Consider the following 24740-nt stretch of genomic DNA (forward strand, 5'->3'; position numbering starts at 1 on the left):
CACTAATGGTATCAGACGCAATACTAAAACCTCTTGCATCCTGGATGGGTACAGACCTGTATCAGAATGAAGAGTTACCCTGCCTTACTGTCATCTTCCGGAGCGGAGGTGCAGCTGGAAGCAGTGCCTGATGTGCGGTTACCGGTTTGAACGCTCCCGCAACAAGAATCGCGATGAACTCCTCGCAGAAATGCGTGGACAGCTGCGCTGGGTGGCAGAGAATTATCCCCCCCGGAATCGTATGCCATGGTGAAGATATTCACGTCAGGCTCCTTTTTTGATCCGCGGGAAGTTCCCCCGGCATTTTTGGATGACGTGGCCGCACTCTTTGCCGGTAAGGTCGTCATCGCCGAGACACGGACGGAATATGTGGCAGAGGATGTGCTCACCTCCTTCCGGGAGAACCTGGAGGCAGGCGGGAATGCCGCCGCACTCTATGTGGCAATGGGTCTGGAGACCACCAATGACTACATCAGGGATAAGTGCATCAGAAAAGGGCACACCTTTGACGACTTTAAGGACGCGGTAGAGACGGCCCGCCGGGCAGATGTCGGTATCAAGACCTACCTGATGATGAAACCGCCGTATCTCACCGAACGTGAGGCCTTAGCGGATATGAAAAAGTCCATACGCGAGGTCATCCCCCCCTACTCTGATATCATCTCCATGAACCTCTGCACCATCCAGACACGCACCGAAGTGGAGCAGTACTGGAAACAGGGATCATACCGTCCGCCCTATCTCTGGAGTGCCTTGATGCGCTGCTCTCCACCGACCACTATGTGCAGTGTGACCCGGTTGGCGGAGGCAAACGGCGGGGGGGACCCCCCCACAACTGCGGCGAATGTGACTATGAAATTGTGGATGCGATTAATGAGTACAACCGTACGGGAAACAAGATTCACCTGAAACGCTGTGTGGATGCCGGGTGTGCCTGTGTGGAAGAATGGAAATATGTGCTGGAGAATGAAGAGCCCTGGTGCATGCCGCTGACAAAATAATTATTCCCAATTCCAATGCCGGGATTTTTTCACCCGTAGGAAAAGAACAGAGGGGGGGGCCATCCCCCAAAGAAAATATAATATTTTTATTTCTGGAGATACTTTGCCAGCATCGGCAGGAAGGTGCCCGCGTCACTGACCACGCCGATGGCCTGCATCGTCCCGCGGTCCATCAATTTTGTCACCGATGCGGGATTGATGTCCACGCAGATGGTCTTCACATAGGACGGCAGGCAGTTGCCGACGGCAACGGAATGGAGCAGCGTGCCTATCATGATGACCATGTCAAGGTCCCGGAGATATTCACGCATGCGGTCCTGCGCGACCATGACGTCGGTGATCACATCCGGAAGGGGCCGTCATCACGGATAGAGCCTGCGAGAACAAACGGCACATTGTTTTTGATGCATTCGTACATGATGCCCTTTTTGATCACGCCCTCGTCCACCGCAGCACGGATGGAACCCGCACGAATGACCTCACTGATGGCATAGATGTGGTTTTTGTGCCCGCCTGCAGCCAGTGTTCCGGAATCAAGGTTCATCCGAGGGAGGTGCCAAAGAGGTTGTACTCGATATCATGGGTGGCAAGGGCGTTCCCGGCAAAGAGTGTGTCCACATACCCCCCCTCCCGGATGATCTCCGCCAGCGCCGGGGGGGCAGCGCGGGTATGGATGATGGCAGGGCCGCCAACGATGCCAATCTTCCCGCCCCGGGCCTTTAGTTCCTTCATCTCCTGAGCGATTTGCGATATGACTGTCTCACTGGGCCGTTCAGAGGAGACCGTGCCGTGCATAAACTCAAATGTACTGACCTTACGCGGCCGCTGCGGGGGGGTTCGACACGGACACCGGTATCGCCCATGACGACCCAGTCGCCTTTATGGAGTTTGGACATCGGTGTGCAGAGTGCCCGTTTCTCTGCAGGAACAACGACAATCAGACAGTCCATCTCGATTGCCTCCACATGCAGCCATTCATCCTGATATTTCACCATCGTCGGATGATTGGTCGTGGAATAGAATCCCTTGGGAACGACACGGTCTGCTTCCGCTTCAGCAAGTGTCACATCTTCAACAACCGGAGGTCGGGCGCCGAGGCGGTGGAGAACGCTCAGGATTTCTATCAGCAGAGGTTCTTCGCCCGCACTGACCAGGATACGAGCATAGCTTTCATCCTGTTTTTTTTCCCGATTTCAAAGACCGTGATCTCGAAATTGCCCCCCCCATCTCCATGATGGCGTCAAAGACCTGGGTCATAATTCCGGAATCAATGATATGCCCCCCCTTCAGTTCAATCTCCCGAGAATATTCCATACAATATCTATTGGTAATCCTCATGATAAAAATGGCTTGATGCATCACACCACCAGACCCGGGCGGCCTGCCCCTTAGTGGGAGAGAAGAATCTGCTGTGCTGCTGCAATATCTGCCGGGGGGGTATTGACATTCACCGCGAGACAGGGGGAGTTCATGAGGATGGCAGCTCCTGTTGTTCCTCGCCATTTTTGGCACCGTTCAGGATATTGATGCCACAGGGCACCGCATCGATTTCATCGACCGGTTGTACATAGGCAGGCACTGTTCCATGCATACGACAGAGTTCAGCAGACACCCAGACCGAACAGGCATCAGTCCCTGCCGCCCGATAGCTATCCCACACTGCGGATATGATCTCAGGCGTCAGACAGGGGATATCGCTCACCGAGGTAAAGACGGGCTCGGTAATATCAAGCATTGCGATGCATGCGGTGATGTCCTCCACATATCCCGCCCCCCCTTCTGCCTGAAAGGTGGTGATGCCGTGTGCCCGGCACCAGTTTCCGGTCTGCGGCACATGGGGGGAGAGAACCGCAACCGGTTCAATGCCTGCCGCGAGAAAGGCATCGGTAATATATTCGATCATGGGCCGGTCGCAGATTCGCACCAGCGGTTTCTCCCCCCATATTCAGCCGCGTACCCCTGCCGCCTGCAACGATCAGGGCAAGCATGTATCCAGTGCCTCCAGAAAGATTCTGTTCTCATCACGCGTGCGCACTGCAATGCGCACATACTCAGGAAGACCGAATGAGGCACAGTCACGGACCAGGATGCCGTGGGAGAGGAGATGGGTTTTCAGATCCGATGCACGGGCAGGAGTTCGGAAAAGCAGGAAGTTCACTGCGGACGGACAGACCGACAGGCCACGCGATTCCAGTGCACCTGCAAGGAAGGCCCGTTCTTCGGCAATGCGATTTCGGGATGCCTGCAGCTGGTACGCATTGTCGAGTGCCACGTGCGCATAGCTCTCCGCATATGCATTCACGCTCCATGGGGGCCGTATGGCCTCAATTGCCGCAACGAGGTCCGGACACCCCCCCACACCCCCCCAGCCAAACCGGATACCGGGGGGGACGGCAAAGGCCTTGGTGAGAGAACGGAGGACAAACGCATGCTCAGAACGTACGCCGGTGACACTTTCTGCAGGGTCTGCCAGGTCAATGAATGCCTCGTCAATGAAGAGCTGTGTTCCTGCATCTTCATGCTCCCGGATCTTTTCCAGAACTGTATCCCTTGGCAAAAGGGATCCGGTCGGGTTATTGGGATTGCAGATGAACTCCGCCACGCATTTATCCTGCCTGACAACCGGGATGCCACCAGCGCAATCGACAGAGGCAGCATATTCCCCAAAGGTATGAGGGGGGGGACGGTGACCGGATCGCCCGGATTCAGGGTGGCAAGACAAAAAGAACGGATAATTTCCACCGATCCGTTTCCTACACAGATTTCATCAGGCCTACGATCCTCGATACGCGCAATATGTTCCTTAAGAATGGCATAACGATTGTCTGGATAGGAAGATACCGAAATTTCGCTGGTATTCCAGGAAAATGACGGAGGAAAGGGATTTAAATTTTCACTGAAGTCCAGACGAACCTCAGCACTGCTGCCTGATGCCAGATGGGTTATCCCGCCATGCTCTGTTTTTTCGATTCGCCGAAATCTCACATATAGTTGTCTATTTTACCAATTATTGAACATTTGGGCACCTGTTTGATACCACAGATAGGGGAAAATCAATACGCAAAGAATATATAACGTGATTATAGATGTTTGATTGTCTGAAGAAAGTCTGTCATAGAGCAGCTTTATGTCAGACATATGGATGACATGGAGCGGCCAGATGTCAGACGCCGGAGATTCACATGATGGAGCGCATCACGATTCGTTTACCCCCCCCTCAGCAGGTTGCCATGCTAGAGAAACTTGTTGATGCCGGGGAGTTTCCAACCGTATCTGAAGCGGTGAGATACGCAGTGCGGGAACTCATTGAAAAGAAAGCGAACCGTGTTCTGAGAGACAGTGAACAGATCTCGTTTGAGGTTTAGGGGGGGGAAATACAATGGAACGAATACTGTACGACTGCTACGGCGATAATTACCTGGAGGGAATTACCACCGGTGGTCTTCAGAATGTTGGACAACTGATGCAGTCCATTGATAATCATTCCTACTCGGTTCCTCGCAGATACGAGACAATTAATCAGACCCTGGAGGTTTAGGATGCAGACTATTATTAAGGAAGCTTTGAAGAACGCTGAACAGGAAAAGCAGATGACCCGTGGTGTCATCGGAGACGATGACTTAATCGGGAAACCCCCCCGGATTGTCATTGTCGGGTGCGGCGGTGCCGGAAACAACACCATCAACCGACTGTATCACATGAAAGTCAGTGGTGCGGAGACCATTGCGGTTAACACAGATAAACAGCACCTTGAGATGATCCAGGCCGACAAGCGTGTCCTCGTCGGAAAGTCACTCACCAAGGGCCTTGGCGCGGGGGGGGATTCCCGGATATCGGCAAGCGTGCCGCAGAGATGGCCCGCACCACCCTTGAAGGTCTTCTCGCCGAAGCGGATCTCTGCTTTGTTACCGCAGGCATGGGAGGTGGAACCGGTACCGGTGTCGCACCGGTCGTTGCACAGATCGCAAAAGAGCAGGGCGCCATCGTCGTTGCATGGTGAGTTATCCCTTCCAGGTCGAGAAGGCCCGCCTCCTCAGGGCGGAGGAAGGACTTGAGGCACTCTCAAACGCAGCGGATTCTGTTATTGTCCTCGACAACAACCGGCTCATGAACTTTGTGCCAAACCTGCCCCCCCTCGGACAGGCGTTCTCCGTCATGGACCAGCTCATCGCAGAGACGGTCAAAGGCATATCAGAGACGATCACCGAACCATCCCTCATCAACATCGACTACGCAGACGTCCGTGCCATCATGAGCAAGGGCGGTGTTGCCGTCATGCTTGTCGGAGAGAGCAAACAGCAGAACAAGGCAGAGAGCGTCGTTCATGAATGCCTGAATCACCCACTCCTCGACATTGACTACCGCGGCGCGACCGGCAGTCTCATTCACATCACCGGTGGCAGTGACCTGACACTTTCGGATGCCGAAGAGATTGCCAGTTCCCTCACCTACGAACTGGACGCACATGCAGATGTTATCTGGGGGGGAGCACGCGTCAAGAAGGAATTCGAGGGGGGGAAGGTGCGGGTCATGGCCATCATGACCGGCGTGAAGAGCGCACAGATCCTCGGGCAGAGCTATGACATTTCAAACTCAGCTTCAGCACCCATGACTCGTTCCGTCGGACGGGGGGGGACGTTCCTGGACTGATGCGGTCCTCAGGCGCCAGGCAGCCCATGAACAGACCAGCGGTGGACTGATTGACTTCATCCGCTGATCTAAACTAAGTATTTCAACCCATCATTACCTGTCATTCACCAGACCAACCCAAAATCACCCCCCCCACTCTCAAAAATCGTCCCCCCCGCACGATACAATAGGGGGGGAACACTCCCCCTCCCTACATACAGGGAGGTACCTCATTTTGTTAATATACCCGTTTCATGACTGAACACGGGATGATGTTACGAAACATTAATATCGGGCAACTATGCAATATTAAAGAACTACAGTGAATCCATCACTGGTTCCGGGAATGCCTGCCCACATGGACAGGCCGTACAGGAGTTGAACATCATGAACAGCCATATGAACAAAGTCGGTTCTCCGAATTTCGTAAGAACTCTTTTGAAATGGTTATCGTCAGGAGTCCATCCTGTACATATGTTTCCTGCGGATCAACTGAAGATGAATTGTTGTGCCCTAAATACAAAAGGTAAGGTAGAGCATGTTGACCGAACTTATTGACAAAAGAAAGAATATGCTGACAGATTCTGAACAGCACAAAGAAAACAGAAATGAACTGAATGCTCTTGCAAGCACCTATGCACGTGAGCGCAACCAGCTTAACGGGCAGACGCGTGAATATGTTGACGAAGCACAGAAGCACAAAGAGCTTCGTGACGAAAACAACAGAGCAGTACAGGCCATAAAAGTTGAGCGCAACCAACTCAATGAGAAGGCAAATGCACTCTTTGAGGATATTGATGAGTACAAAAAAGAGCATGGTGCCATCAATAACTCCCGCGGCATAAAGGAAGTTCAGAAGAGAATCGACAAGCTCGAAATGGATCAGCAGACCCGCGTCATGAATACTGACAAGGAGCGGGAACTCATTGATCAGATCAAACAGCTCAGACATCAGATCAAAGAGCAGGAAGAGGAAATCGAGCAGAACAAGGAAGTTCACACCAAGCTCCAGGAAGCACGGGAATTCCGCCGGGCAGCATCAGAACTCCATGCAACCGTTACCGAGAAGGCAGAGCTCGCCCAGCAGCACCACGACCTGATGGTCGAATGCTACCGGAATGCCGACAAGTCACGCGAAGCCGCAGACGAAGGACACCGGAAATTTGTTGAGGCACAGGAGGCTGCAGACGCTGAGCACAACCAGTTTATTGCATGCCAGAAGGAACTCCGCGACTACGATAAAGTGATCGGTGGAATCCGCAAGAAAGGCAAGAAGACAAGGGTCAACAAGGAACAGAAAGCGGTCAAAGAGGAAGCAGAACAGGTCTTCCAGCAGTTCCGGGCCGGCGAAAAACTTACTACAGACGACATTCTGCTTCTGCAGCGTGCACGTCTCATATAATCTTTTTTTATCTGTTCTTTCATCAGACTTTTATAGCAGCGAATTGATTTCTATGTAGACATGTCAGATGACCGGATGCTCATTCTCTGTGTCGACAGGATGATGATATCGGCTTTAAGGCTGGGATCCAGAGCCCGGTTACGGGAAGGGACGAATGTCTTGATGCCGCCACCCGCCTGGGTCTTGAGGATCCGGAGGATTCTGACGTTAATGCAATTTTTCAGGGCATAAAAATATACGATGAACGCCGTGAGATGGGTGACGACGTACGCATCGCGGTGATTGCAGGCAACCACTACAATTCGATTGACGGCGACCGCAAGATTGCAGAAGATCTGAGGAAGGTCGTCTGGGATCTGGAGGTGACCGAGTGCATTCTGGTAACAGATGGGGGGGCAGAGGACGAGTTTATCCTCCCGGTCATTCAGTCACATGTATCGGTCTCCAGTGTCCAGCGCGTCATTGTCAATCAGATGCCCAACCTTGAGGGCACCTACTATATCATCAAAAAGGTCCTTGACGACCCGAAGCATGCCCAGTCCATCCTGGTGCCTTTTGGTCTCGTGATGCTCATCTTTGCCATCGGAAGTCTCCTCGGGACGACGGAGCTTGCAGTATTCATCGTGGTCGGGGTGCTTGGCATCTATCTGCTCTTCAAGGGACTGGGCATTGATGAATACTTCAGTCTGGCCCTGCATGGTCTGAAGGAATCGTTTATTGGTGGCAGAATATCGTTTGTATGTTACATCGCATCAATATTCATCGGCCTCCTGGGGATTGTCATGGGACTCTCGAGTTTCCTCACCTGGTATACCGCTGATGCGGGAGTGCTCTTTTATCTGCTCACCTTCATCTACGGTTCCGTCGGCTACATCGTCGCTGCCATCCTGATCGCCCTTCTCGGAAAGATCATTGATGTGATACAAAATGAACCGAAGATGCTGCCGCGGGTGATCACCCTGCCGTTTTTTGTAACGGGTCTCGGGCTCATTGCCTATGGGGCATCCGTCTATGTCATCTCCCTGCCCACCATCGAGGGCTTTCCAATCGACGGTGTGGATGGGATACGCATCATGATGCTCACCACCGTTGCAGGCCTGATACTGGCGTTCATCGGCTTCTACATCCAGAAGGTATTGCAGAAGGTCGAGAAGTATGCGCCGGAAGTGAAAGAAAAGAGCAGCAAACGCTTTTCCCGGCATTAATCCACCAGATTTTTCCGCAAACGATCTCTTTTTCCGGCGATGCCGGACCCTGTCGTAACGACCCCCGCCTACGCTCAAACACAGACTGATGGAAAAGGAATTACAGGATTTAAAGGAGCCTGCCGGGGGGGACCGCCAATAGCTGTTGGGAGAAGGGCGGATGCGGCGACGGCCCTCCATCTCCATACGGTAGCGGAAAAAAGAACAGGATGATATCGTTCTCCACGATGATCCAATGGATTATACCTGAGCTTTTGTCCCGAAGTAGCCCATCCCCGGAAGTGACGAGGTCTGGTTATAGCTGCGGTTCACCTGAGGGGGGGAGATGACCGTCACCTGGGGGGGTATTTCAATACCAAACGTATGGGCAGGGAACCAGTATGATCCCTCCCCATAGTTCTGGGAGACACTGCTGACAACAATGGTTGCGTGATCCATATCAATCGTTTGATATCGTGCATCCGGATACCCCGCAATAACACCCAGCTTCTGTTTCAGATCCGACTTCCCCCCCAGAAGATGGACGAGGAGCACGATGCCCTCATCAATTGAATAATTGAGGTCAATAACAGCATCCTCGTCATTCAGGCGTATGGTGCAGTCCTCTACCGTAATGTAGCTGTACTGGTTCGGGTCTGCGGCCCCCCCTGCCGGCACGATCATTATAAGGAGCATCAGGCAGCAGATCATCCCCCCCGGCAGCAGTTTCATACTACACTTTCTGTCAGAGATGAAGATATCCTTTATGGTCGCGGAAAAAAGGGATGATTTATTTTTGTGCAAGCAGGATCTCAATGCTTGAGACATTGGTCTGTCCGCTCTCTGTGTCGATGATCTCCGTGGATGTGACGATCTCTTTTTTGGTGACATCCTCGAGAAACCGGTTCATTGCGATCTCTGCAGTATCAACGGCCCGCGATATCGCCTTCCCCCCCCGTGCCTTTATCGAGACCTCCTCTGCACCATTGTTAAACTGGGTAATGACTGCCAGTACATAGTTCATCACTGGTTTGTTTCCGACGAATACTGTGTTATCCTTAATCATTTGCTGTTCACCTCATACGTACTTCTTTGAGACGATGAGTTCTGCATTCAGCACAGAGGCACCTGCTGCACCCCGGATGGTATTGTGTCCCATCGCAACATACCGCAGACCTTCACGCATTCTTCCGACGGAGACAGTCATCCCCCCTCCACGATTCCGGTCCAGCCGTGGCTGCGGCCGGTTGGGTTCGTTAGTATAATTCACAGACTCTTTCGGAAGGTGGGGAAGCCCGGATATGGGCGGAGTGTAAGCCTTATAGGCTTCAATGACATCTGCCACCGGCGCGGCGGTATCCGCCCAGATTGCCATCGTATGCCCGTCAATGACCGGCACCCGGTGGCAGCTCGCAGATACCCGGAATGGTGCATTCTGAACTTCTGCCCCATCGAATGACCCCATGATCTTCAGTGGCTCACTCTCCATCTTCTCCTCTTCCGACCCGATGTAGGGGGGGACAACATTGTCATAGATTTCCATGGCGGGGGGGATTCCCTGGAATCCGGCGCCGGAAATCGCCTGCATGGTTGCCACCGTGAGGTTTGAGAACCCAAATGGCATGAGCGGGGCAAGAGAGAGACAGAGCACAATTGTTGAACAGTTCGGGTTGGCAACAATAAACCCGTCAGTGCCCTTGTCACGCTGCACGTCGATGAGTCCGAGATGGTCAGGATTTACCTCGGGCACGACAAGAGGTACATTACGGTCCATCCGGTGAGAAGACGCATTACTGCAAACACCAACGCCCGCAGCCGCAATATCTGTTTCAAGAGTGGTTGCAATATCTGCGGGAAGCGCAGAGAATACAATATCAAGGTCTGACACTGCCGACACTGTCGTCGGTTCCACAACAAGACTCCCAACCTCTTCCGGGAACGGGACATCAAGACGCCAGTTAACAACATCCTGATACCTTTTTCCCGCACTGCGATCCGACGCAGTCAGAGTTGTGAGCCTGAACCACGGGTGATTGGCGAGAAGTTGTACAAACCTCTGCCCAACCGCACCCGTAGCTCCGAGCACACCTACATTAATCATAGATATTTTATATTATGGCTGAAGGGAGTATAAAAGGTTTGGTTCACTCCATGCGGATGGCTTCAGCCGGGCACTCATCCACACAGGATTCACAGTCAATACAGAGATCAGCGTCAACTACTGCAATACCATCCTGCATCTCAATCGCTGCTGCAGGGCAGATGTCAACACATGTCTCACAGCCTGTACATTTATCATTATCAACTACTGCTACCATAGGTAATCCTCTCTATCCTCATTATCAGAAAAGCCATAAAAAAGGTTCGATTAGGTTTGGGTGTATCAGAGACCGAGGACGTCGTCCATGGAGTAGATGCCCGGAGCCATTCCGGTGACAAAACGGGCCGCCCGGATGACGCCATGGGCAAAGACCGCACGATCATAGGCACGGTGGGAAAGCTCAATGGTCTCGTTGTTTGCCGCAAAAAGAACCGTATGGTCTCCGACAATGTCTCCGCCGCGAACGACGTGCACGCCGACCTCATCTTTTCGCTCGGTCATCCCCTCTCTACCGTAGAGACATTCCGTCTTGCCGGTCTCCTCACCGATAATCTCAAGAATCGTCCGCGCGGTTCCGGACGGCGCATCCTTCTTGTAGCGATGGTGGGCTTCAATGACCTCAATGTCATAGTCTCCCAGACGCTGTGCCGCCTCTCGAACCAGCCTCCAGAAGATGTTCATGCCGACACTGTAGTTGCTGGAGATGACTGCAGGGACACTGCCAACAATGGCTTCATCGATGCGTGAGCGCTGTTCCGGGGGGGTGAACCCGGTGGTGCCGACCACAAGGCTACGCCCGCCTCTGCACCGGCGATGATATTTTCTACCGCTGCATGCGCGATGGTGAAATCGATGAGGACGTCGGGTTTCATGTCCTCTAAAAAGGTGCGGATGTCTGTGGAGGGATATACCGGTTGCCCCAGAAGGCTGCCCTCCCGGATGTCCACGCCGCCGACAAACGTCAGGTCGTCTGCATCGTTGACGAGGTTTGCAATCGTTGTACCCATGCGCCCGAGGCCCCCCCACAGATGGCAATCTTAGTCATAGCGGGAGAGCACCTCCTCAGCTGTGCCTCTGCAGCTTCGGTCATGCAGTCCAGAGGCAGGCGCAGCGGACCTGAGGCCATACCCCGCATGCCGACCGCCTGCTTGACGGGAATCGGATTGGTGTCGATGAAAAGAGCACGCATCAGAGGGGGGGAGAGTTCGTAATGCATGTCCCGTGCACCGGCATAGTCGCCCGCACAGAAGCGCTCATAAAGGGCGACAAACCGCGCGGGTTCAACGTTTGCCGTGACGGTAATAACACCGGCACCGCCCAGTGCGAGAATAGGTAGAGTCATTGCATCATCCCCCCCGGAGAAGACCGCGAAGTCCTCGTCACGGGTCTGTTCAATGATCTCTGATATCTGGGTGATGTCGCCGCTCGCCTCCTTGACACCGACAATGCCCGGATGTGCGGCCAGTTCGGCGATGAGGTCAGACGTAAGGTTCTGCAGTACGGGAAGGCACATTGTAGATGATAACCGGGACGCCCACGTCGGCAATCCGGGTATAATGCTTAATAAGACCGGAACGGTTCGGCTTATTGTAATACGGAGAAAGAACAAGCACCGCATCTGCGCCCTGATCACATGCGGATTTAGTAAATCTCAGGGCTTCGGCGGTATTATTAGAACCCGTACCGGCAATGACCGGCACCCTGCCATTAACGGCATCGATTGTCTCCCCCCCGATGACAATCTCATGTTCTTCAAATGTCAGAGTTGCTGACTCACCGGTTGAACCACAGGGCACGACCCCCCCGTGCACGCCGTTTTCAATCAGATACTCGATGTTGGCGCGAAGACCCGTAAGGTCCAGGCCCGCATCGGCGGTATCTTTGAACGGAGTGATAAGTGCAGGATAAACACCCTCAAACATAAAAGGATTATATTTCTTTCCTTCTATTTACCTTTCTCGTGATGTAGCCTGCCACACGGTTTCTGATGCGCTTGCTTTCGATAATTGCCACTTCAGAAACGGCACACTTGTTTTCCTCAAAGTCTCCGGTAAACCGGTTGCCGTGCTTGACGATCAATTCCTGGCTCAATGATTTAATGTAGGCTGGTTTAACTCCCATTCAGATACTCCATTATAAACTGGTATAACTAATGCAACCCGAGAGCATAAGAATATTACGTGCCACATCCGCAGGGGGGGTTTCCGCAATAATCCAGAGGACAGGATCGTTTTTGGCCGTTTTCGGACCATATATCACATCCGGTACATCGTCTCTGCAGCAGGACTCGACCCCCCCCAGTCCATGCTGCCGGAACCGGGCGGAGCCGGAGGGTATGCGCAGGCGTCCAGCGCGAGGTCATCGATTATGCAGTGAAGGATATCCGGTGTGCACCGCAGGGCGGCCGCAGACCGAAGACAGGCATCATGCCGGATCACCGTCAGAATCACCCGTGCCACATCCAAATCGGCACCAAAGCGGATCGTTGTGGCATTGTCCGAGGTACAGACCTCATTTTGCGTAGTGGCACCGGGGGAGGGCATAACCCACACGGATACCCCCCCGTTTGGGATCAGATGTGGGTCGACCTCCCGTATCGTGAGGACTGCCTCACCCAGGGCTGCGGCCACCTCTTCACGAATCTGCATACCGGACAGGTTGGTTTTTTAAAACGTTAAAAATGTGGCAGGGGGGGATGAATAGACATTTACGTCACCACAGAGAATATACTCAGATGAAACCTGTTGTCCTTGACAGTGTAACAGCCATCGCAAGCCTCATTGTGCTGATTGCAGCTGTTATTGTACTGCCCGCTCTGCTGCCGGCACCCTATGCATATATTGCGGCAATCATCCTCTTCATCGCCTGCATGAGTGCCGGTGGACACTACATCGGACAGAAGACCCTTTAGACCTTTTTTCCCGATATTTTTTTGCGGTACTTGTAATAACTCAGCGGATGCGCCGTGTTTTTACAGAATGTATCCGGATTGACACAGAGACCATAGGTCTTGAGCGTCGCACACCCGGGTGGCGTATACTCCGTTCCGCCGGACCCGGATATATGCTCCACCTGATACATCGTGCGCTGAATATCAAAGTCAGGCGCCCGGGCGAATACCTCGACAATCGCGGTCTCATCCAGACCGATGGTATGCAGAAATGCCGTCAGCGTAAAGCGTGCGGTATGCGGGATATTGGTTCCGTCCGTGACCGCAGCAATGATAGCGCGGATGCAGGGCGGAAAACAACCCTCGCTTACCTCACCATACTGCTCCATGATCTGCTCCCGATAGGCATGGGACACCTCCTCTGCGTAGGTGCGGAGGCGGACGGCAACCGGGCCGGGGGGGACCACCAGCGGCAGCTGCGAGCGGATGACCTGCCGGATTCTTTCCCGGAGGATGGCGGCGTAATCGTCCGGCGGGCAGTGCACCCGACCGTGTAAGACATCGCGGTTGACGAGGCGCCAGCGGGGGGGTTCGCGCATACGCGAGACGAGACTGACATACTGTTTGACACTCATGTCGGGTGCCGTGATATCAATGCCCACTGCGGTCGCAATATATGCAATGACCTCCGGGTCCTCTGCCTTCAGGAAATAGGCGGAACGCTCTGCCTCATACCGGGCGAGTTTGTCCAGCATGGATGCATCGTCCATGCAGGAGACCAGCAGTCGTGCGATGGCATACGCATATATCTCGTCATCGGGATTTGCGATCACCGTATTGACGTCATCAAAGGCAGATGGACGCAGGCATGCCTTCACGCGATCTGCTGCCAGCTTCACCAGATCCTCCCCCCCTTTCCCGGAATCCCTGCAGATCAGGGAATCTATTGGTATGCCGGAGCTCTGGACGTATGCCTTTGCTTTCTTTAAAAATGGATATTTTGCAAGGTCTCTTTTCTCGAGCCTTCGCATCAATCTGCCTCAATGCGCGGGGGGCAAGGAGGAAATCAACATGCCCGTGACCGTCTGCAAAGTCAAAGGACACCCTGACGGGGGGGTGGTCGTTTCCAATCTGCACTTCCACCTCAGCGGTACGGGCCATCACTTTGCCGATGTCCCGCAGGTAGTCCAGAGAGAAGAGTGACCGGACGTCTGCGGCCTGGAGAGATATGAGTTCATCCGTGCCGCGCTCAAGCCGGATATGGTCCGAGTCCCCCCCTTCCGCCTCCATGTAGAAGATGCCGGTGGCGGCGTCCACACCCAAGGCAATCTTGTCGGATATGACCGAGGCTGCCTTGATGCCGTCGTTGATCAGTGCACCGGAGATCCGAATCTTTGCCGGCAGTTCAATGGTCGGCGGCTGGGGATCTTTCCGGATGGTATTGACATCAAGAAGGGTGACCGAGTACTGGTAGCCGGAGAAGACCATCTCCATCTTATGTCCGTCTTCCGGGAGTTCAAGGGACAATACGTCCTTTTTTCCCATCATCCGATGACATTCTTCATCTTGGTGATATCGATGCCCAGCTCACATCCTGTCGCAACAAAGGACGAGAACGCCTCCCGGCTGAGGTCGAGTGAGATCATCGCGACATTGGCCGTGTCCACTGCGCGTGTCTTTAGTCCGTCTTCTCCGACATGCATGCGGCACTCGGTGACAAGCGCTGCGATGACATCTATTGTTTCCCTGAAGGTATCTGTATCAATGGCTGCTTTTAACATTATTTTACCCCTTTACAAAGTCTATTATAAGTTATACCGGCATAATTTTTATTAATATGTAGGTTTTTGCGTGATATAAACATCATGCAGAGGATTTTAGACTATGGGTTCACAATGGGGGGGACGAGACGGATATTACCGAAAGGCGCGTACGGAAGGGTATCGATCCCGTGCGGCCTACAAGCTACTTGACATACAGAAACGGTTTCAGGTTATTCGTGATGATGACAATATCATCGACCTGGGGGGGTGCGCCCCCCCGGGGAGCTGGCTGCAGGTGCTCCATGAGCTCACTGACGGGCAGGTGATAGGGATTGATCTCAACCCGGTGCCCCCCGATTGAGAATGTTACCACATTAACCGGTGACTTCACCACGCCATTTATGCACGAGAAGGTGCGATCACTGATCGGGGGGGAGGTCAATATCGTCGTCTGTGATGCGGCACCGAAGTTCTCCGGGAATAAAAGCTATGACCAGGCCCGTGCGGTCGGGCTCTCGGAAGAGGCCTGCGATTTTGCGGTGGACTTCCTGAAACCGGGCGGAAATTTTGTGGTAAAGACCTTTCAGGGCGACATGTTTCAGCTCATACTCGATAAAATGCGTTTGAATTTCTTTGGGGGGGTGAAGGTCTACCGCTCGAAGGCGGCACGAAAAGGAAGCACTGAAGTATATATAATTGGAAAGAAATTCAAAGGGCGACGGAATGATTCTGAAGGATAGTTATGGGAGATCGGTTACAAATCTGAGAATATCGCTCACCCCGCGGTGTAACCTCAAGTGTTTCTACTGCCACGCAGAGGGAGAGGTGGCACCGGGGGGGTCTCTGATGTCGGCAGAGGATATCGGGGGGGAGATCATGCGTGTTGCAAAGCACTTTGATATGCGCAGTATCAAGTTCACCGGCGGGGGGGAGCCGCTGATGAGAACCGATCTGGTCAAGATTGTTTCGATGGTGCCGGAGGGTATGGAGGCATCCATGACCACGAACGGCACGATTCTTGCACCGCTGGCACAGGACCTCAAAGACGCCGGGCTCTCCCGGGTGAATATCAGTATGGACTCACTGCGCCATGACCGCTATAAGGAGATCGCCGGGAAGGATTACCTCTCGGATGTGCTTGCAGGGGTTGACGCGGCGATTGAGGCGGGGCTGACGCCGGTGAAGCTGAATGTGGTGTTGATGAAGGGCATCAACGATGATGAGATTCCCGACTTTATCCAGTATGCCCGCGATCATGACCACCTGATATTACAGTTCATCGAACTGATGGATGAGTTCCGGGACTGCCCCCCCTACCATATGGAGCTGACCGGGCTTGAGGAGGAGCTGCAGCGCACGGCAAAGACGGTGGTCACCCGGCGGATGCACCACCGGAAGAAGTACCTGCTGGACGGAGCGGAGATTGAGATCGTCCGGCCGCTGCACAACACGGAATTTTGCGGCCACTGTAACCGCCTGCGGGTGACCTCGGACGGATTTTTAAAGCCCTGCCTGATGCGCCATGACAACCATGTCAGTATCCGGGGGGGACTCAGGGGCAGGGAACTGGAAGATGCGTTCCGGGAGGCAGTGATGCTGCGCGAGCCGTATTACTGTTGATACCTTCCAAATACTTATTTCGGGTGTAACACCACCTGATACTATGCTTGAAACGAACGAATATATTCCGATTCTTAAAAAACTCTACGACAAATCACTGATCCTGCAATCCCCCCCCAGTGAGTTTGAGCCCGTATTCTGGTTCTATTTTAAGGACGCCATTGCCCACCTTGACTTTACGCTCTGTATTCAGGGATACAATATCCAGTCGATGAGAAATATCATGAACATGGAGTATATGAAGTGGCGCATCGATGAGGAAAAGAAAGGCGGCCGTGACCAGTTCCCCGTCTTCATCAACTGGCTGAAGGCAAACCACCGCGAGACCTTTGACAAACTACCCATCCTCTGGCGGGAGATCTATGACACTGAAAGCCCTGCCTCCTATCGCTCCTTCCGGATTGCCATGGACCGGCGGCGCTCAAGCCTCTGCCCGCTCAGTTCTTTACCAAGTGTATTGACGAGTTCTTTGACAAGGAATTTTTAAAGAGCCTGTATGCGGACGCTCCCTCGGCAGGTTATATCAGGAATTTATTGGGGAGTGAAAGGGTTCATCATTGTGAGATGAATTTCATCACGAGGGTTGACCCATCGGAGAATTGTCGGGCCGGATGCCGCAACAATCCCCCCCATACAAACAATTACTCATCATTTTTTTCCAGAACATACCTCTCCATTCATATACAATAAATCGCAAGACAGTAGTATTCAATCAGGAGACAAAGGGCCGGATACACCATGATTCAGTTTAGAATATTGCTTGAAAAGGATGAGGATGGATGGTTTACTGCAACGGTCCCTTCCCTTCCGGGATGCATCTCTCAGGGAGAACAGAAAAAGAGGCAAAGAAAAACATCGCAGAAGCAATTGAACTGCACCTGAAGTCTCTTGCAGAAGAAGGAATCCCATTACGGCCTGAAAACGGAATGACAGAAACCTTTGTTGCAGTGAATGTATGAGCGCAAAGCTCCCGGTCATATCCGGACAGCAATTGGTTAAGGCATTTTCAAAGGACGGATACTTCATACATGACCAGAAGGGAAGTCACATCCATCTTCGCCATCCAACAAAAAGACCGCTTACCGTTCCAAATCATCATGAAATATCACGAGGCACTCTGCGGGAAGCCGGATTGACTACAGATGAATGTATGGAATTGCTGTAATCTCCAATAGAAGAGACGAAATGAGGCGCAATTCTCAAGAATCATTGTCCAAAAACACCAACGGAACAGGGAGAATGCTCACCTGCCCCCTCCTGTCTAACTCATCACACATGAGGGTGGGTCGGGCAGGGAGGGGGGGCCACCCCTCCCTTGCTGTTCATGATACACTCCCAACGGTAATTATTCTCACACCGATTCTTCCTATATCCATTCTTCAGGTAAGATTTTTCGCGGAATTGCGATATTAAACCAAAAAGGAACAAAAACAAAACAGGAGGGGGGGTGCCCCCCCTCTGCCGGATCCACTCCTTCGTGTGATAGGTCGCAAAGGGGACGGGCAGGCATCCCCCCCTCTTGCTCCGGTTGTAATGTATACTTCAGAAAAATGTGATGAAATTCAAAGAGCAGAAAATGGAGTAGACCCATCATCCATGAGTACAGGGAAGCAACCGGACCCTGAGTACAGAGGAGGAATTTATCCCGGAGTAGAGGATAGTAATGTATTGAGGAGAGTAAGCAATGGATGTCGCACGGGTCTGTTCAGACCTGGTCCAAATCAATACGGAGAATCCGCCGGGACGAACGGATGAGGCAGTGGAATATATCGCAGGCATTCTTGAAAATCTGGGATATCGCCCCCCCGGCTCATTAAAAATTCCGGCGGTCACTGGAATGTCTGTGCCGGCCCGCGCGATTGCAGTCTGCTTTTTTGCGGTCACCTGGATGTGGTGCCCGCAGGGGAGGAGGGCTGGACGCATGACCCTTTCTCCGGTGTGATTGAAAACGGATATGTCTGGGGGCCGCGGCTCGACGGATATGAAGGGCGGGTGTGCAGCAATTCTTGCGGCGCTGGAACGGTTTGATGAGATACCGGTCTCGGTTGCCTTTGTCTGTGACGAGGAAGATGGGCGGAGGGACGGGGGGGTGCAACATCTGCTGCGGGAAGAAGAGATTGTGCCTGCGACTGTCTCGTGGCGGAGCTACGCCCTGTCTCCACCCGTCGGTGGGCCAGAAGGGTCTCTGCCGGTTCCGGGCGACCTTCCGGGGGGGCACGCCGGGGGGGCACGGTTCGCTCTACCCGTTTGCAGGTGAGAATGCTATTGTGCAGGCTGCCGGGTTTGTTCAGCGCATGATGGCTGTTACGGAACGGGAGTACGCCCCCGGAGGCGATGATGAAAGCGCTGGTTGGGAATTCCGAGGAGGCGATTGCGGCCATCTTCCCAAACGCGGATGTGGCCCGCCTTTTGACCCGGATCACCTGCAACCCAGGGTTGATCACCGGTGGCGAGGGGGGGACGAATATCGTCGCCGAGGAGTGCACGGTCGCGCTTGACATGCGCCTGCCGTGGGGGGGCTGCACACCGGAGGCGGTGCTGGCGAAAGTTGAGCAGGACATCTGTGCTCCGGGCGTCTGTATCGAGAGCTGTGCGGCGCCGACCTGCACGTCACCGGAGTGTGACTGGTATGTCGCCTGTCGGCTGCGATTGAAGGGGTGTATGGTATGCCGGCCCACCCGATTCTGCAGTGGGCGGCGAGTGACGCACGGTTTTTGCGGGCGGCAGGCTTCCGGGCGGCGGAGTACGGCCCGGGCGAGATCCATCTGCTACACGCACAGGACGAGCGGGTCGCCGTGGATCAGCTGGAGCGGGCGGTGGAAGTGTATGCGGCGCTGATTGCCGCGTATGTGGATGAGACTGACTGCCGCATAATGTGCAGGCCCTGATCGGTTTGTGTGTGACTGTGGCAGTGTTGTCGTCAATGTACCCCAACCGATATGACCTGACATTACGATTCGTCTCTCTTTTTCCTGACCTCTGAATTTCACCGGTTTTGTCGCACCATCTGTTGCACCTGGAGCAAGGGGGGGGATGCTTGTCCATCCCCCTGCGACCTGTCATATTTTCAGGGGGGGGAGGGCTGCAGGGAGGGGGGGGACTTTCCCCCTCCCTTGCTGTGTGTTATGCCACTTCATTCCGATTCCCGAATGTTATCAGGAGGGGGATCACCCATAGATTAAATATTTTTGGTACCATATTGCTGATAATGAACAGACATATGCTTTTTTTGGCAGCAGCTCTTTCCATTGTCCTCGTGCTTGCATGTGCAGGATGCTCGGAACTGCCCGCGGATGAGCGTGACGTTCGTTCAGGGGGGGGAAAACGGGGGGGAGACGGCGGCCCCGACCGCAACGCCGAACTGGGTGCAGGAGGCCACACCCATCAGGACTCCCGAACCGGTGGTAACGACACCCCCGGTCGCACCTGAACCGGAACTGCCCGTGTATACCGAAATATACTCCAACAAGGTCTACCTGCTCTATGACGTCATCGCGCTCAACTATGACCTGAAGGTGCCCGCGATGATGATCGATCTCGAAATCGATCCGGACATGGTCGCAGACACGAATGAAAAATACAGCGATTATGGCAGTAAGAAACTGATCACGGTCAAGAAGAGTTATCCCGACCCACGTGCCGACCTCATCGTCACCATCTTTGACCGCACCACGGGCGACATCGTCGAAGAGTATGACTTTGAGCAGTTCAACCAGGAGCATGAAGAGCAGACAATCACGCTCAGATACCCCCGGCCTCTACCAGATTGAGCTGGAGGGGGGGAACAATGTGGATGTGGGCATCACGATCACCGTCCCCCGAGGCAAATGTCGTAGACGGTGAGGAGCCGTTCCCGGTGAAGTGAGGGGGGGAAGAGTGAGGGTGAGAGAGAAAGAGAGAGAAAGAAAAAATGTAAAAAAGAGAGGAGAGGGAAGAGTCAACTGAAATAAATGGGTCGGAGTTGGTTGGATCGGGGGGGCTGGCTGATTTTGGCAGAAACGCAGACCAGGATGTGCCGGGATAGGTTATGTCCAGTCGGAATAAGTTATGAGCAGTTGGAATGGGTTATGATCGGCCGGAATGATCCGGATGCTACCCGAACGTGGGGGGGGAAGGGGGAGCAACAAGGTGAATCAATGAATCGAAAGAGGGCAGGGCGGTGCACGGGAGGGAGTCGTCCCGCGCTCCACCACCGTTTTGTCCCAAAAAATCCCGTTCGCCCTGCCTCAAACCCCCACCATGCTCCAAAAAATGCATCAAATCTCATAAAATTTCATAAAATATCATTCAGTTCCGCACATTCTCCGGAACAAATGCAAAGCTTTTACTTCCAGGAAGTCCTATTTCTGTAAGCACCTCGGTAGGAGAGATGTGCGACGCCGTGTGTCCCGGTAGGGTAGTGGATATCCTAGAAGCTTGCGGAGCTTTTGACCCGGGTTCAAGTCCGGCCGGGGGGGCGTCAGTTTTCGGGGGGGATTTCCCCGATTTGATTTTTTCGGAGTTTTTGTTTGGTGAGTCGGAGGTATTTTTCCAGGTGATTTGACAATTTGGATGTGCTTTTTGCTTTCTCTCGTAGCTTGTGGTGTGCGATACCATTCATTTGGGGCAAAATCCCGGCATCGGGTTGAGCAACGCTTAAATAACCCCTGAAATGATCTGTATCCCGGAAAAACGCACCCACACAGAAGCCCGGAGTGGGCAGTTCTCAGTCGAGACAACCCATACATCCTCCAAAAAAATCTGCCAATGGCGACCCCTTAATAATCTCCAATAATCACTCATTTTAGCAAATAAAAGGCATTGCAGCCCTTATTTCCCACCCGCAAAAAAGAGCGGAAAATACGTCCATATTACCTCCCGATTCCCTGCGCAGGGGGGGACCAAAGAGGGTGGATAACAAGTAGGTACAGGGTGGCAGCAAACAGGGGGGGCGAGGCAGTAACCTATGTTTCTGATATACATCCATCCGGCCTGCAACATTCAGGCACACCATCTTTTGCTTCGCAGCATTTTTACAGGGCCTGTTGTTCAACCATCCATCTCATCGTTCAGTCGCACCAGAATCACAACATACGAACTTCCCACTCGCCTGTCACGCACGCACAGACACTGTATCAATCAAACATTCTATGCCGGATATCATCAGAATGAATGATGGACAAAAACAACAAATCCCTCCGAATAAGAATCAGAACCGATCCCCCCCCGCATACAAAAAGATCGCATCGTATCCATCGCACCACATTCCCTGACTTCTCCTGTGAACATCCCCCCCTGCCATTTTTCAGATATGCAGATGTTTCCGGAGGAACCGGCAAACCGGAATAAAACCGGCACAATGCGCCGGGTAACAGGACGATACAGACGCGTCCCGGAGTGCCCCCCCTATTTAATAAAAGGATAGGGCAAATTTACACAGAAAAACAAACCCTTAAATAATTTTTAGAGAAACCTTAATGAACAATATTCATTAATCCGGGACCCCCCCGTGATTATATTCTACAGATTGTTGCGATATATTTTTAAATGATCAGAGGGCGCATGAAAAATAAGACAATTATTGCTGTTATTCCTGCATACAATGAAGGGATCACCATCGGGAGTGTGGTACTGGGAAGCAGGAAATATGCGTGCGAAACATTCCCCGAAATAATTCAGACTGCCATGGAGAATGGAAGAACACCCTGGATGTATCCTTCGGAAGTGATTACGGTATGATCATTGCCGCCATGCCAGCATATAATGAAGAACAGTTTATTGCAAAGACTGTTCTTGGCGCACAAAAATATGTTGACACGGTTCTCATTGTCGATGACGGTTCATCTGATGCAACAATCGAGATTGCCGAGGCACTCGGTGCCAGGGTCATCCGGCATGAAACCAACAAAGGATATGGCGGGGGGGCCCTTCAGACGATATTTTCAGCAGCAGAAGACCAGGACGCAGACATCCTCATCATCCTGGATGCAGACGGACAGCACAACCCGGATGATATCCCCAAATTCCTGAATGCATTCAAAAGTGGAGAGTGCGACCTCGTCATCGGCTCACGATTCCTCGATAATGCAAAGGATTCCATCCCCGGTTACCGAAAAGTCGGGATGAAAGTACTTGACAAAGCAACAAATCTTGCTGCATCAAGCAACATGCCCGGTGTATCCGATTCCCAGAGTGGATTCAGAGCATATAACAAGAAAGCCATCAAAGCAATTGCCCCTTCCCTGTCAGGGAACGGTATGTCAGCAGGATCTGAGATCCTCCTCCACGCAAGTGAAGAAGATCTTCAGATCTGTGAGGTGCCTGTTCATGTCCGGTATGATCTTGAGGAGACATCATCAGAGAACCCGGTTAAGCATGGCCTGATGGTTCTCTACAATATTATTGGATTTATCAGTTTCAAACGTCCCCCCCTGTGGTTCTTCGGCCTCCCCCCCGGCACCATTCTGACCACCGGAGGATTTGCGGTTGGATTATATGTCCTCGGCGAACTGCATAGATATGGTATATTCCATTACATCATGGGAATTCTGTCCATTCTTGCTATGATCTTTGGGATGTTGTTGTTTACTTCAGGGTTGATTCTGAATTCGATTGTTCGGTTGATTAATGCAAATGAGTAGAACAATTAAACAATGTGAGTTCAAATATGTCCTTGATATTTCTAAAATGTGAAAAACAGGCTCTTGGATTACTGCAATATCCATATTAGGAGAAAAACGTTATGAAAACAGATAAAGCAAAAGAATGGATCAATATTCGGCATCTTAGGCTTCAGACATATACCTATTATGGGATAAACAAAATATGCAATGTTTTAAAAAATACATCAGATTCTATCAATAAAGTATACTATTATCCAATTATAAGAAGCCAAGAACAACTTGGAGACATCGTAAACAGAATATCCTGGTATTTGCCAGATTCCGTTCACTCAGATATTATCGTTTATGTACCAGTTGAAAAAAATTAACCAAAATTGATTTGTGTTCACTTAACGTTCCAGAAAACCAAGAAAATTATATTAAAGATTGCAAAAACATCAGATTAATACCAGAAAACGAATTAGATCTTTCTGATGCCGATCTGATCCTGCTTTGGGACAAAAAATACCGCTATTCTAGCAAAATCATTAATCATCTTGAAAAGGTAAATGTTGTTGATCCTACCTACTATTTTTCAGTTGAAGGAGAAACATATCAAAGGTTATTCTACCGAACACTGGATTTGGATAAGAAGAAGGAATTCAATAGAATATCTTTGGACAATTTTCAGAAATTACTTGGCACCGTACAAAATTGTGAAAAGGGATTTGTCTTTGGTTCAGGATCATCACTCGAAAAATATGGAATGAAATTCAACTATGAAGATGGATTTAAAGTTGTTTGTAACAGCATTGTCAAAAACTCTGAATTGATGGAATATATAAATCCTCAACTTCTTGTATTTGGCGATGCTCAACATCATACCAGCCCCAACAAATATGCAGCGAAATTTCGTGAAACGCTGCTTGATGCCAGCAAAAAGCACAATTTTTTCATCTTAACGAAAGATTATTTTATGCCGCTGTTTTTGGTGCACTATCCCGAATTAAAAAATAAAATTATTGGAATTGAGGCACCAGGAGTTTGGGATTTATCTATGTCTGAGATTATCTCGATGGTAATTCGCAGACCACATAAAATTCCATGGTTCGACAAAATTCCAGGCCATGATGAAAAATTTAATTTTCCATCTGCGGATAAATTTTATGTAAGAAGTGCTGGAAGTGTCCTCCCATCATATATGATTCCAATTGCATCCACAGTTTGTGATGAGATCTACGTTTTGGGTGCAGATGGAAGAGATCCAAAAGGAAGGAAGCCAGATGACACATACATCTGGAGCTATAGTTCTTCATGTCAATTCAGCGACGAACTAATGCAAACTGCATTCGATACCCATCCATCATATTTCAGAGATCGTCCTCACTGTGAAGTGATGGATATGTATTGTGATAATTATGATGAATTAATTAAATTCGGAGAGTCAATGGGAAAAAAATATTATTCGTTGGCACCCTCCTTCATTTCAGCATTGGGAAAGAGATATGTCAATAATTTCAATAATGAAATTGTTGATAACAGCAAAATTGAACAGAAGGAGGCATAATA

General features: G+C 51.7%; 23 protein-coding genes and 8 pseudogenes. 18 read left to right on the top strand and 13 right to left on the bottom strand.

Translation table 11 applies throughout. The features are described 5' to 3' along the window. The first annotated feature begins 5 nt into the window (after positions 1 to 5). Positions 6 to 1001 (top strand): annotated as a pseudogene (locus JCM10550_RS09510) (archaeosine biosynthesis radical SAM protein RaSEA). An 86-nt stretch (positions 1002 to 1087) separates the two neighbouring features. On the opposite strand, the pseudogene JCM10550_RS24960 reads toward JCM10550_RS09510, so the two are convergent. From JCM10550_RS24960 to JCM10550_RS09525, 3 genes and pseudogenes are all read right to left on the bottom strand, one after another. Beyond that, positions 1088 to 2315, bottom strand: a pseudogene (locus JCM10550_RS24960) (TIGR00300 family protein). A gap of 154 nt (positions 2316 to 2469) precedes the next feature. After that, the gene (locus JCM10550_RS09520) at positions 2470 to 2925 is read right to left on the bottom strand and encodes an NTP transferase domain-containing protein (RefSeq protein ID WP_245618987.1); all 456 of its coding nucleotides are present in this window, start codon (positions 2923 to 2925) and stop codon (positions 2470 to 2472) included. A gap of 51 nt (positions 2926 to 2976) precedes the next feature. Next, the gene (locus tag JCM10550_RS09525) at positions 2977 to 3603 is read right to left on the bottom strand and encodes a histidinol-phosphate transaminase (RefSeq protein ID WP_062398718.1); all 627 of its coding nucleotides are present in this window, start codon (positions 3601 to 3603) and stop codon (positions 2977 to 2979) included. A gap of 580 nt (positions 3604 to 4183) precedes the next feature. Here JCM10550_RS09525 and JCM10550_RS09530 point away from each other — a divergent pair. The 5 genes and pseudogenes from JCM10550_RS09530 (at position 4184) to JCM10550_RS09545 (ending at position 8237) form a co-directional block, all read left to right on the top strand. Further along, entirely contained in the window at positions 4184 to 4366 is a 183-nt protein-coding gene (locus tag JCM10550_RS09530) for a ribbon-helix-helix protein, CopG family (protein ID WP_062398719.1), read from the top strand. A gap of 14 nt (positions 4367 to 4380) precedes the next feature. Then, complete coding sequence (locus JCM10550_RS18735; protein ID WP_157200131.1) at positions 4381 to 4539, top strand: hypothetical protein; 159 nt, start codon at positions 4381 to 4383, stop codon at positions 4537 to 4539. A gap of 1 nt (position 4540) precedes the next feature. After that, a pseudogene (ftsZ, locus tag JCM10550_RS09535) lies at positions 4541 to 5651 on the top strand (cell division protein FtsZ). A 517-nt stretch (positions 5652 to 6168) separates the two neighbouring features. Further along, positions 6169 to 7032 carry a coiled-coil protein gene (locus JCM10550_RS09540; protein ID WP_062398722.1) on the top strand — a complete coding sequence of 288 codons (864 nt, stop codon included), beginning with the start codon at positions 6169 to 6171 and terminating at the stop codon, positions 7030 to 7032. 125 nt (positions 7033 to 7157) lie between these two features. Then, positions 7158 to 8237 (top strand): DUF373 family protein, encoded by a 1080-nt coding sequence (locus JCM10550_RS09545; RefSeq protein ID WP_245618992.1) that lies wholly within the window; start codon positions 7158 to 7160, stop codon positions 8235 to 8237. Positions 8238 to 8477: 240 nt separating this feature from the next. Here the strand turns inward: JCM10550_RS09545 and JCM10550_RS09550 are convergent, their stop codons facing one another. From JCM10550_RS09550 to JCM10550_RS09585, 8 genes and pseudogenes are all read right to left on the bottom strand, one after another. Next, complete coding sequence (locus JCM10550_RS09550) at positions 8478 to 8948, bottom strand: hypothetical protein (RefSeq protein ID WP_062398724.1); 471 nt, start codon at positions 8946 to 8948, stop codon at positions 8478 to 8480. A 58-nt stretch (positions 8949 to 9006) separates the two neighbouring features. Then, entirely contained in the window at positions 9007 to 9282 is a 276-nt protein-coding gene (albA, locus tag JCM10550_RS09555) for a DNA-binding protein Alba (protein WP_083475417.1), read from the bottom strand. Positions 9283 to 9294: 12 nt separating this feature from the next. Continuing rightward, a complete protein-coding gene (asd, locus tag JCM10550_RS09560; protein WP_062398726.1) occupies positions 9295 to 10317 on the bottom strand; it encodes an aspartate-semialdehyde dehydrogenase in 1023 nt (340 codons plus the stop codon). Positions 10318 to 10360: 43 nt separating this feature from the next. Next, positions 10361 to 10534, bottom strand: a complete 174-nt coding sequence (locus JCM10550_RS09565; RefSeq protein ID WP_062398728.1) for a 4Fe-4S binding protein — start codon at positions 10532 to 10534, stop codon at positions 10361 to 10363. 65 nt (positions 10535 to 10599) lie between these two features. Beyond that, positions 10600 to 11362 (bottom strand): annotated as a pseudogene (gene dapB, locus JCM10550_RS09570) (4-hydroxy-tetrahydrodipicolinate reductase). After that, a pseudogene (gene dapA / locus JCM10550_RS09575) lies at positions 11355 to 12239 on the bottom strand (4-hydroxy-tetrahydrodipicolinate synthase). Before dapA ends, dapB begins: the two co-directional pseudogenes overlap by 8 nt. 7 nt (positions 12240 to 12246) lie before the next feature. Beyond that, positions 12247 to 12438, bottom strand: coding sequence for a 30S ribosomal protein S17e (locus tag JCM10550_RS09580; RefSeq protein WP_062398730.1), 192 nt, complete (start codon positions 12436 to 12438; stop codon positions 12247 to 12249). 134 nt (positions 12439 to 12572) lie between these two features. Further along, entirely contained in the window at positions 12573 to 12947 is a 375-nt protein-coding gene (locus tag JCM10550_RS09585; RefSeq protein ID WP_062398733.1) for a thiamine-phosphate synthase family protein, read from the bottom strand. 104 nt (positions 12948 to 13051) lie between these two features. Here JCM10550_RS09585 and JCM10550_RS19675 point away from each other — a divergent pair, with 104 nt between their 5' ends. After that, on the top strand, positions 13052 to 13228 hold the full coding sequence (locus JCM10550_RS19675; protein WP_172673835.1) for a hypothetical protein: 177 nt from the start codon (positions 13052 to 13054) through the stop codon (positions 13226 to 13228). Here JCM10550_RS19675 and JCM10550_RS09590 read toward each other — a convergent pair. Together JCM10550_RS09590 and JCM10550_RS09595 are read right to left on the bottom strand one after the other, a co-directional pair. Beyond that, the gene (locus JCM10550_RS09590) at positions 13225 to 14106 is read right to left on the bottom strand and encodes a DNA primase large subunit PriL (RefSeq protein ID WP_245618988.1); all 882 of its coding nucleotides are present in this window, start codon (positions 14104 to 14106) and stop codon (positions 13225 to 13227) included. The two genes, JCM10550_RS19675 and JCM10550_RS09590, sit on opposite strands and share 4 nt — an antisense overlap. Before the next feature lie 148 nt (positions 14107 to 14254). Continuing rightward, a pseudogene (locus tag JCM10550_RS09595) lies at positions 14255 to 14988 on the bottom strand (DNA polymerase sliding clamp); the annotation flags it as partial. A gap of 103 nt (positions 14989 to 15091) precedes the next feature. Here JCM10550_RS09595 and JCM10550_RS09600 point away from each other — a divergent pair. From JCM10550_RS09600 to JCM10550_RS09665, 11 genes and pseudogenes are all read left to right on the top strand, one after another. Continuing rightward, positions 15092 to 15710, top strand: a pseudogene (locus tag JCM10550_RS09600) (RlmE family RNA methyltransferase). Next, positions 15694 to 16590: a GTP 3',8-cyclase MoaA gene (gene moaA, locus JCM10550_RS09605; RefSeq protein WP_062398737.1), complete on the top strand. Its 897-nt coding sequence runs from the start codon at positions 15694 to 15696 to the stop codon at positions 16588 to 16590. The pseudogene JCM10550_RS09600 and the gene moaA overlap by 17 nt, the downstream one beginning before the upstream one ends. Before the next feature lie 43 nt (positions 16591 to 16633). Then, positions 16634 to 17088 (top strand): annotated as a pseudogene (locus tag JCM10550_RS09610) (hypothetical protein); the annotation flags it as partial. 281 nt (positions 17089 to 17369) lie between these two features. After that, a complete protein-coding gene (locus JCM10550_RS09615; RefSeq protein ID WP_245618989.1) occupies positions 17370 to 17549 on the top strand; it encodes a type II toxin-antitoxin system HicB family antitoxin in 180 nt (59 codons plus the stop codon). Beyond that, positions 17546 to 17755 (top strand): type II toxin-antitoxin system HicA family toxin, encoded by a 210-nt coding sequence (locus JCM10550_RS17190; protein ID WP_083475419.1) that lies wholly within the window; start codon positions 17546 to 17548, stop codon positions 17753 to 17755. The genes JCM10550_RS09615 and JCM10550_RS17190 overlap by 4 nt, the downstream gene beginning before the upstream one ends. 519 nt (positions 17756 to 18274) lie before the next feature. Continuing rightward, the gene (locus JCM10550_RS20140; protein WP_062398741.1) at positions 18275 to 18532 is read left to right on the top strand and encodes a hypothetical protein; all 258 of its coding nucleotides are present in this window, start codon (positions 18275 to 18277) and stop codon (positions 18530 to 18532) included. A gap of 12 nt (positions 18533 to 18544) precedes the next feature. Then, positions 18545 to 18847, top strand: a complete 303-nt coding sequence (locus JCM10550_RS20150) for a M20/M25/M40 family metallo-hydrolase (RefSeq protein ID WP_083475421.1) — start codon at positions 18545 to 18547, stop codon at positions 18845 to 18847. A 77-nt stretch (positions 18848 to 18924) separates the two neighbouring features. Next, positions 18925 to 19428, top strand: coding sequence for a peptidase dimerization domain-containing protein (locus tag JCM10550_RS22780; RefSeq protein ID WP_062398745.1), 504 nt, complete (start codon positions 18925 to 18927; stop codon positions 19426 to 19428). Between the two features lie 461 nt (positions 19429 to 19889). Next, on the top strand, positions 19890 to 20360 hold the full coding sequence (locus JCM10550_RS09640; protein ID WP_157200134.1) for a hypothetical protein: 471 nt from the start codon (positions 19890 to 19892) through the stop codon (positions 20358 to 20360). Positions 20361 to 22220: 1860 nt separating this feature from the next. After that, complete coding sequence (locus JCM10550_RS09660) at positions 22221 to 23210, top strand: glycosyltransferase family 2 protein (RefSeq protein ID WP_062398753.1); 990 nt, start codon at positions 22221 to 22223, stop codon at positions 23208 to 23210. Between the two features lie 361 nt (positions 23211 to 23571). Further along, the gene (locus tag JCM10550_RS09665) at positions 23572 to 24738 is read left to right on the top strand and encodes a hypothetical protein (protein ID WP_175020533.1); all 1167 of its coding nucleotides are present in this window, start codon (positions 23572 to 23574) and stop codon (positions 24736 to 24738) included. Positions 24739 to 24740: the final 2 nt, after the last annotated feature.

The organism is Methanogenium cariaci JCM 10550 (assembly GCF_001315945.1).
Classification (GTDB): domain Archaea; phylum Halobacteriota; class Methanomicrobia; order Methanomicrobiales; family Methanomicrobiaceae; genus Methanogenium; species Methanogenium cariaci.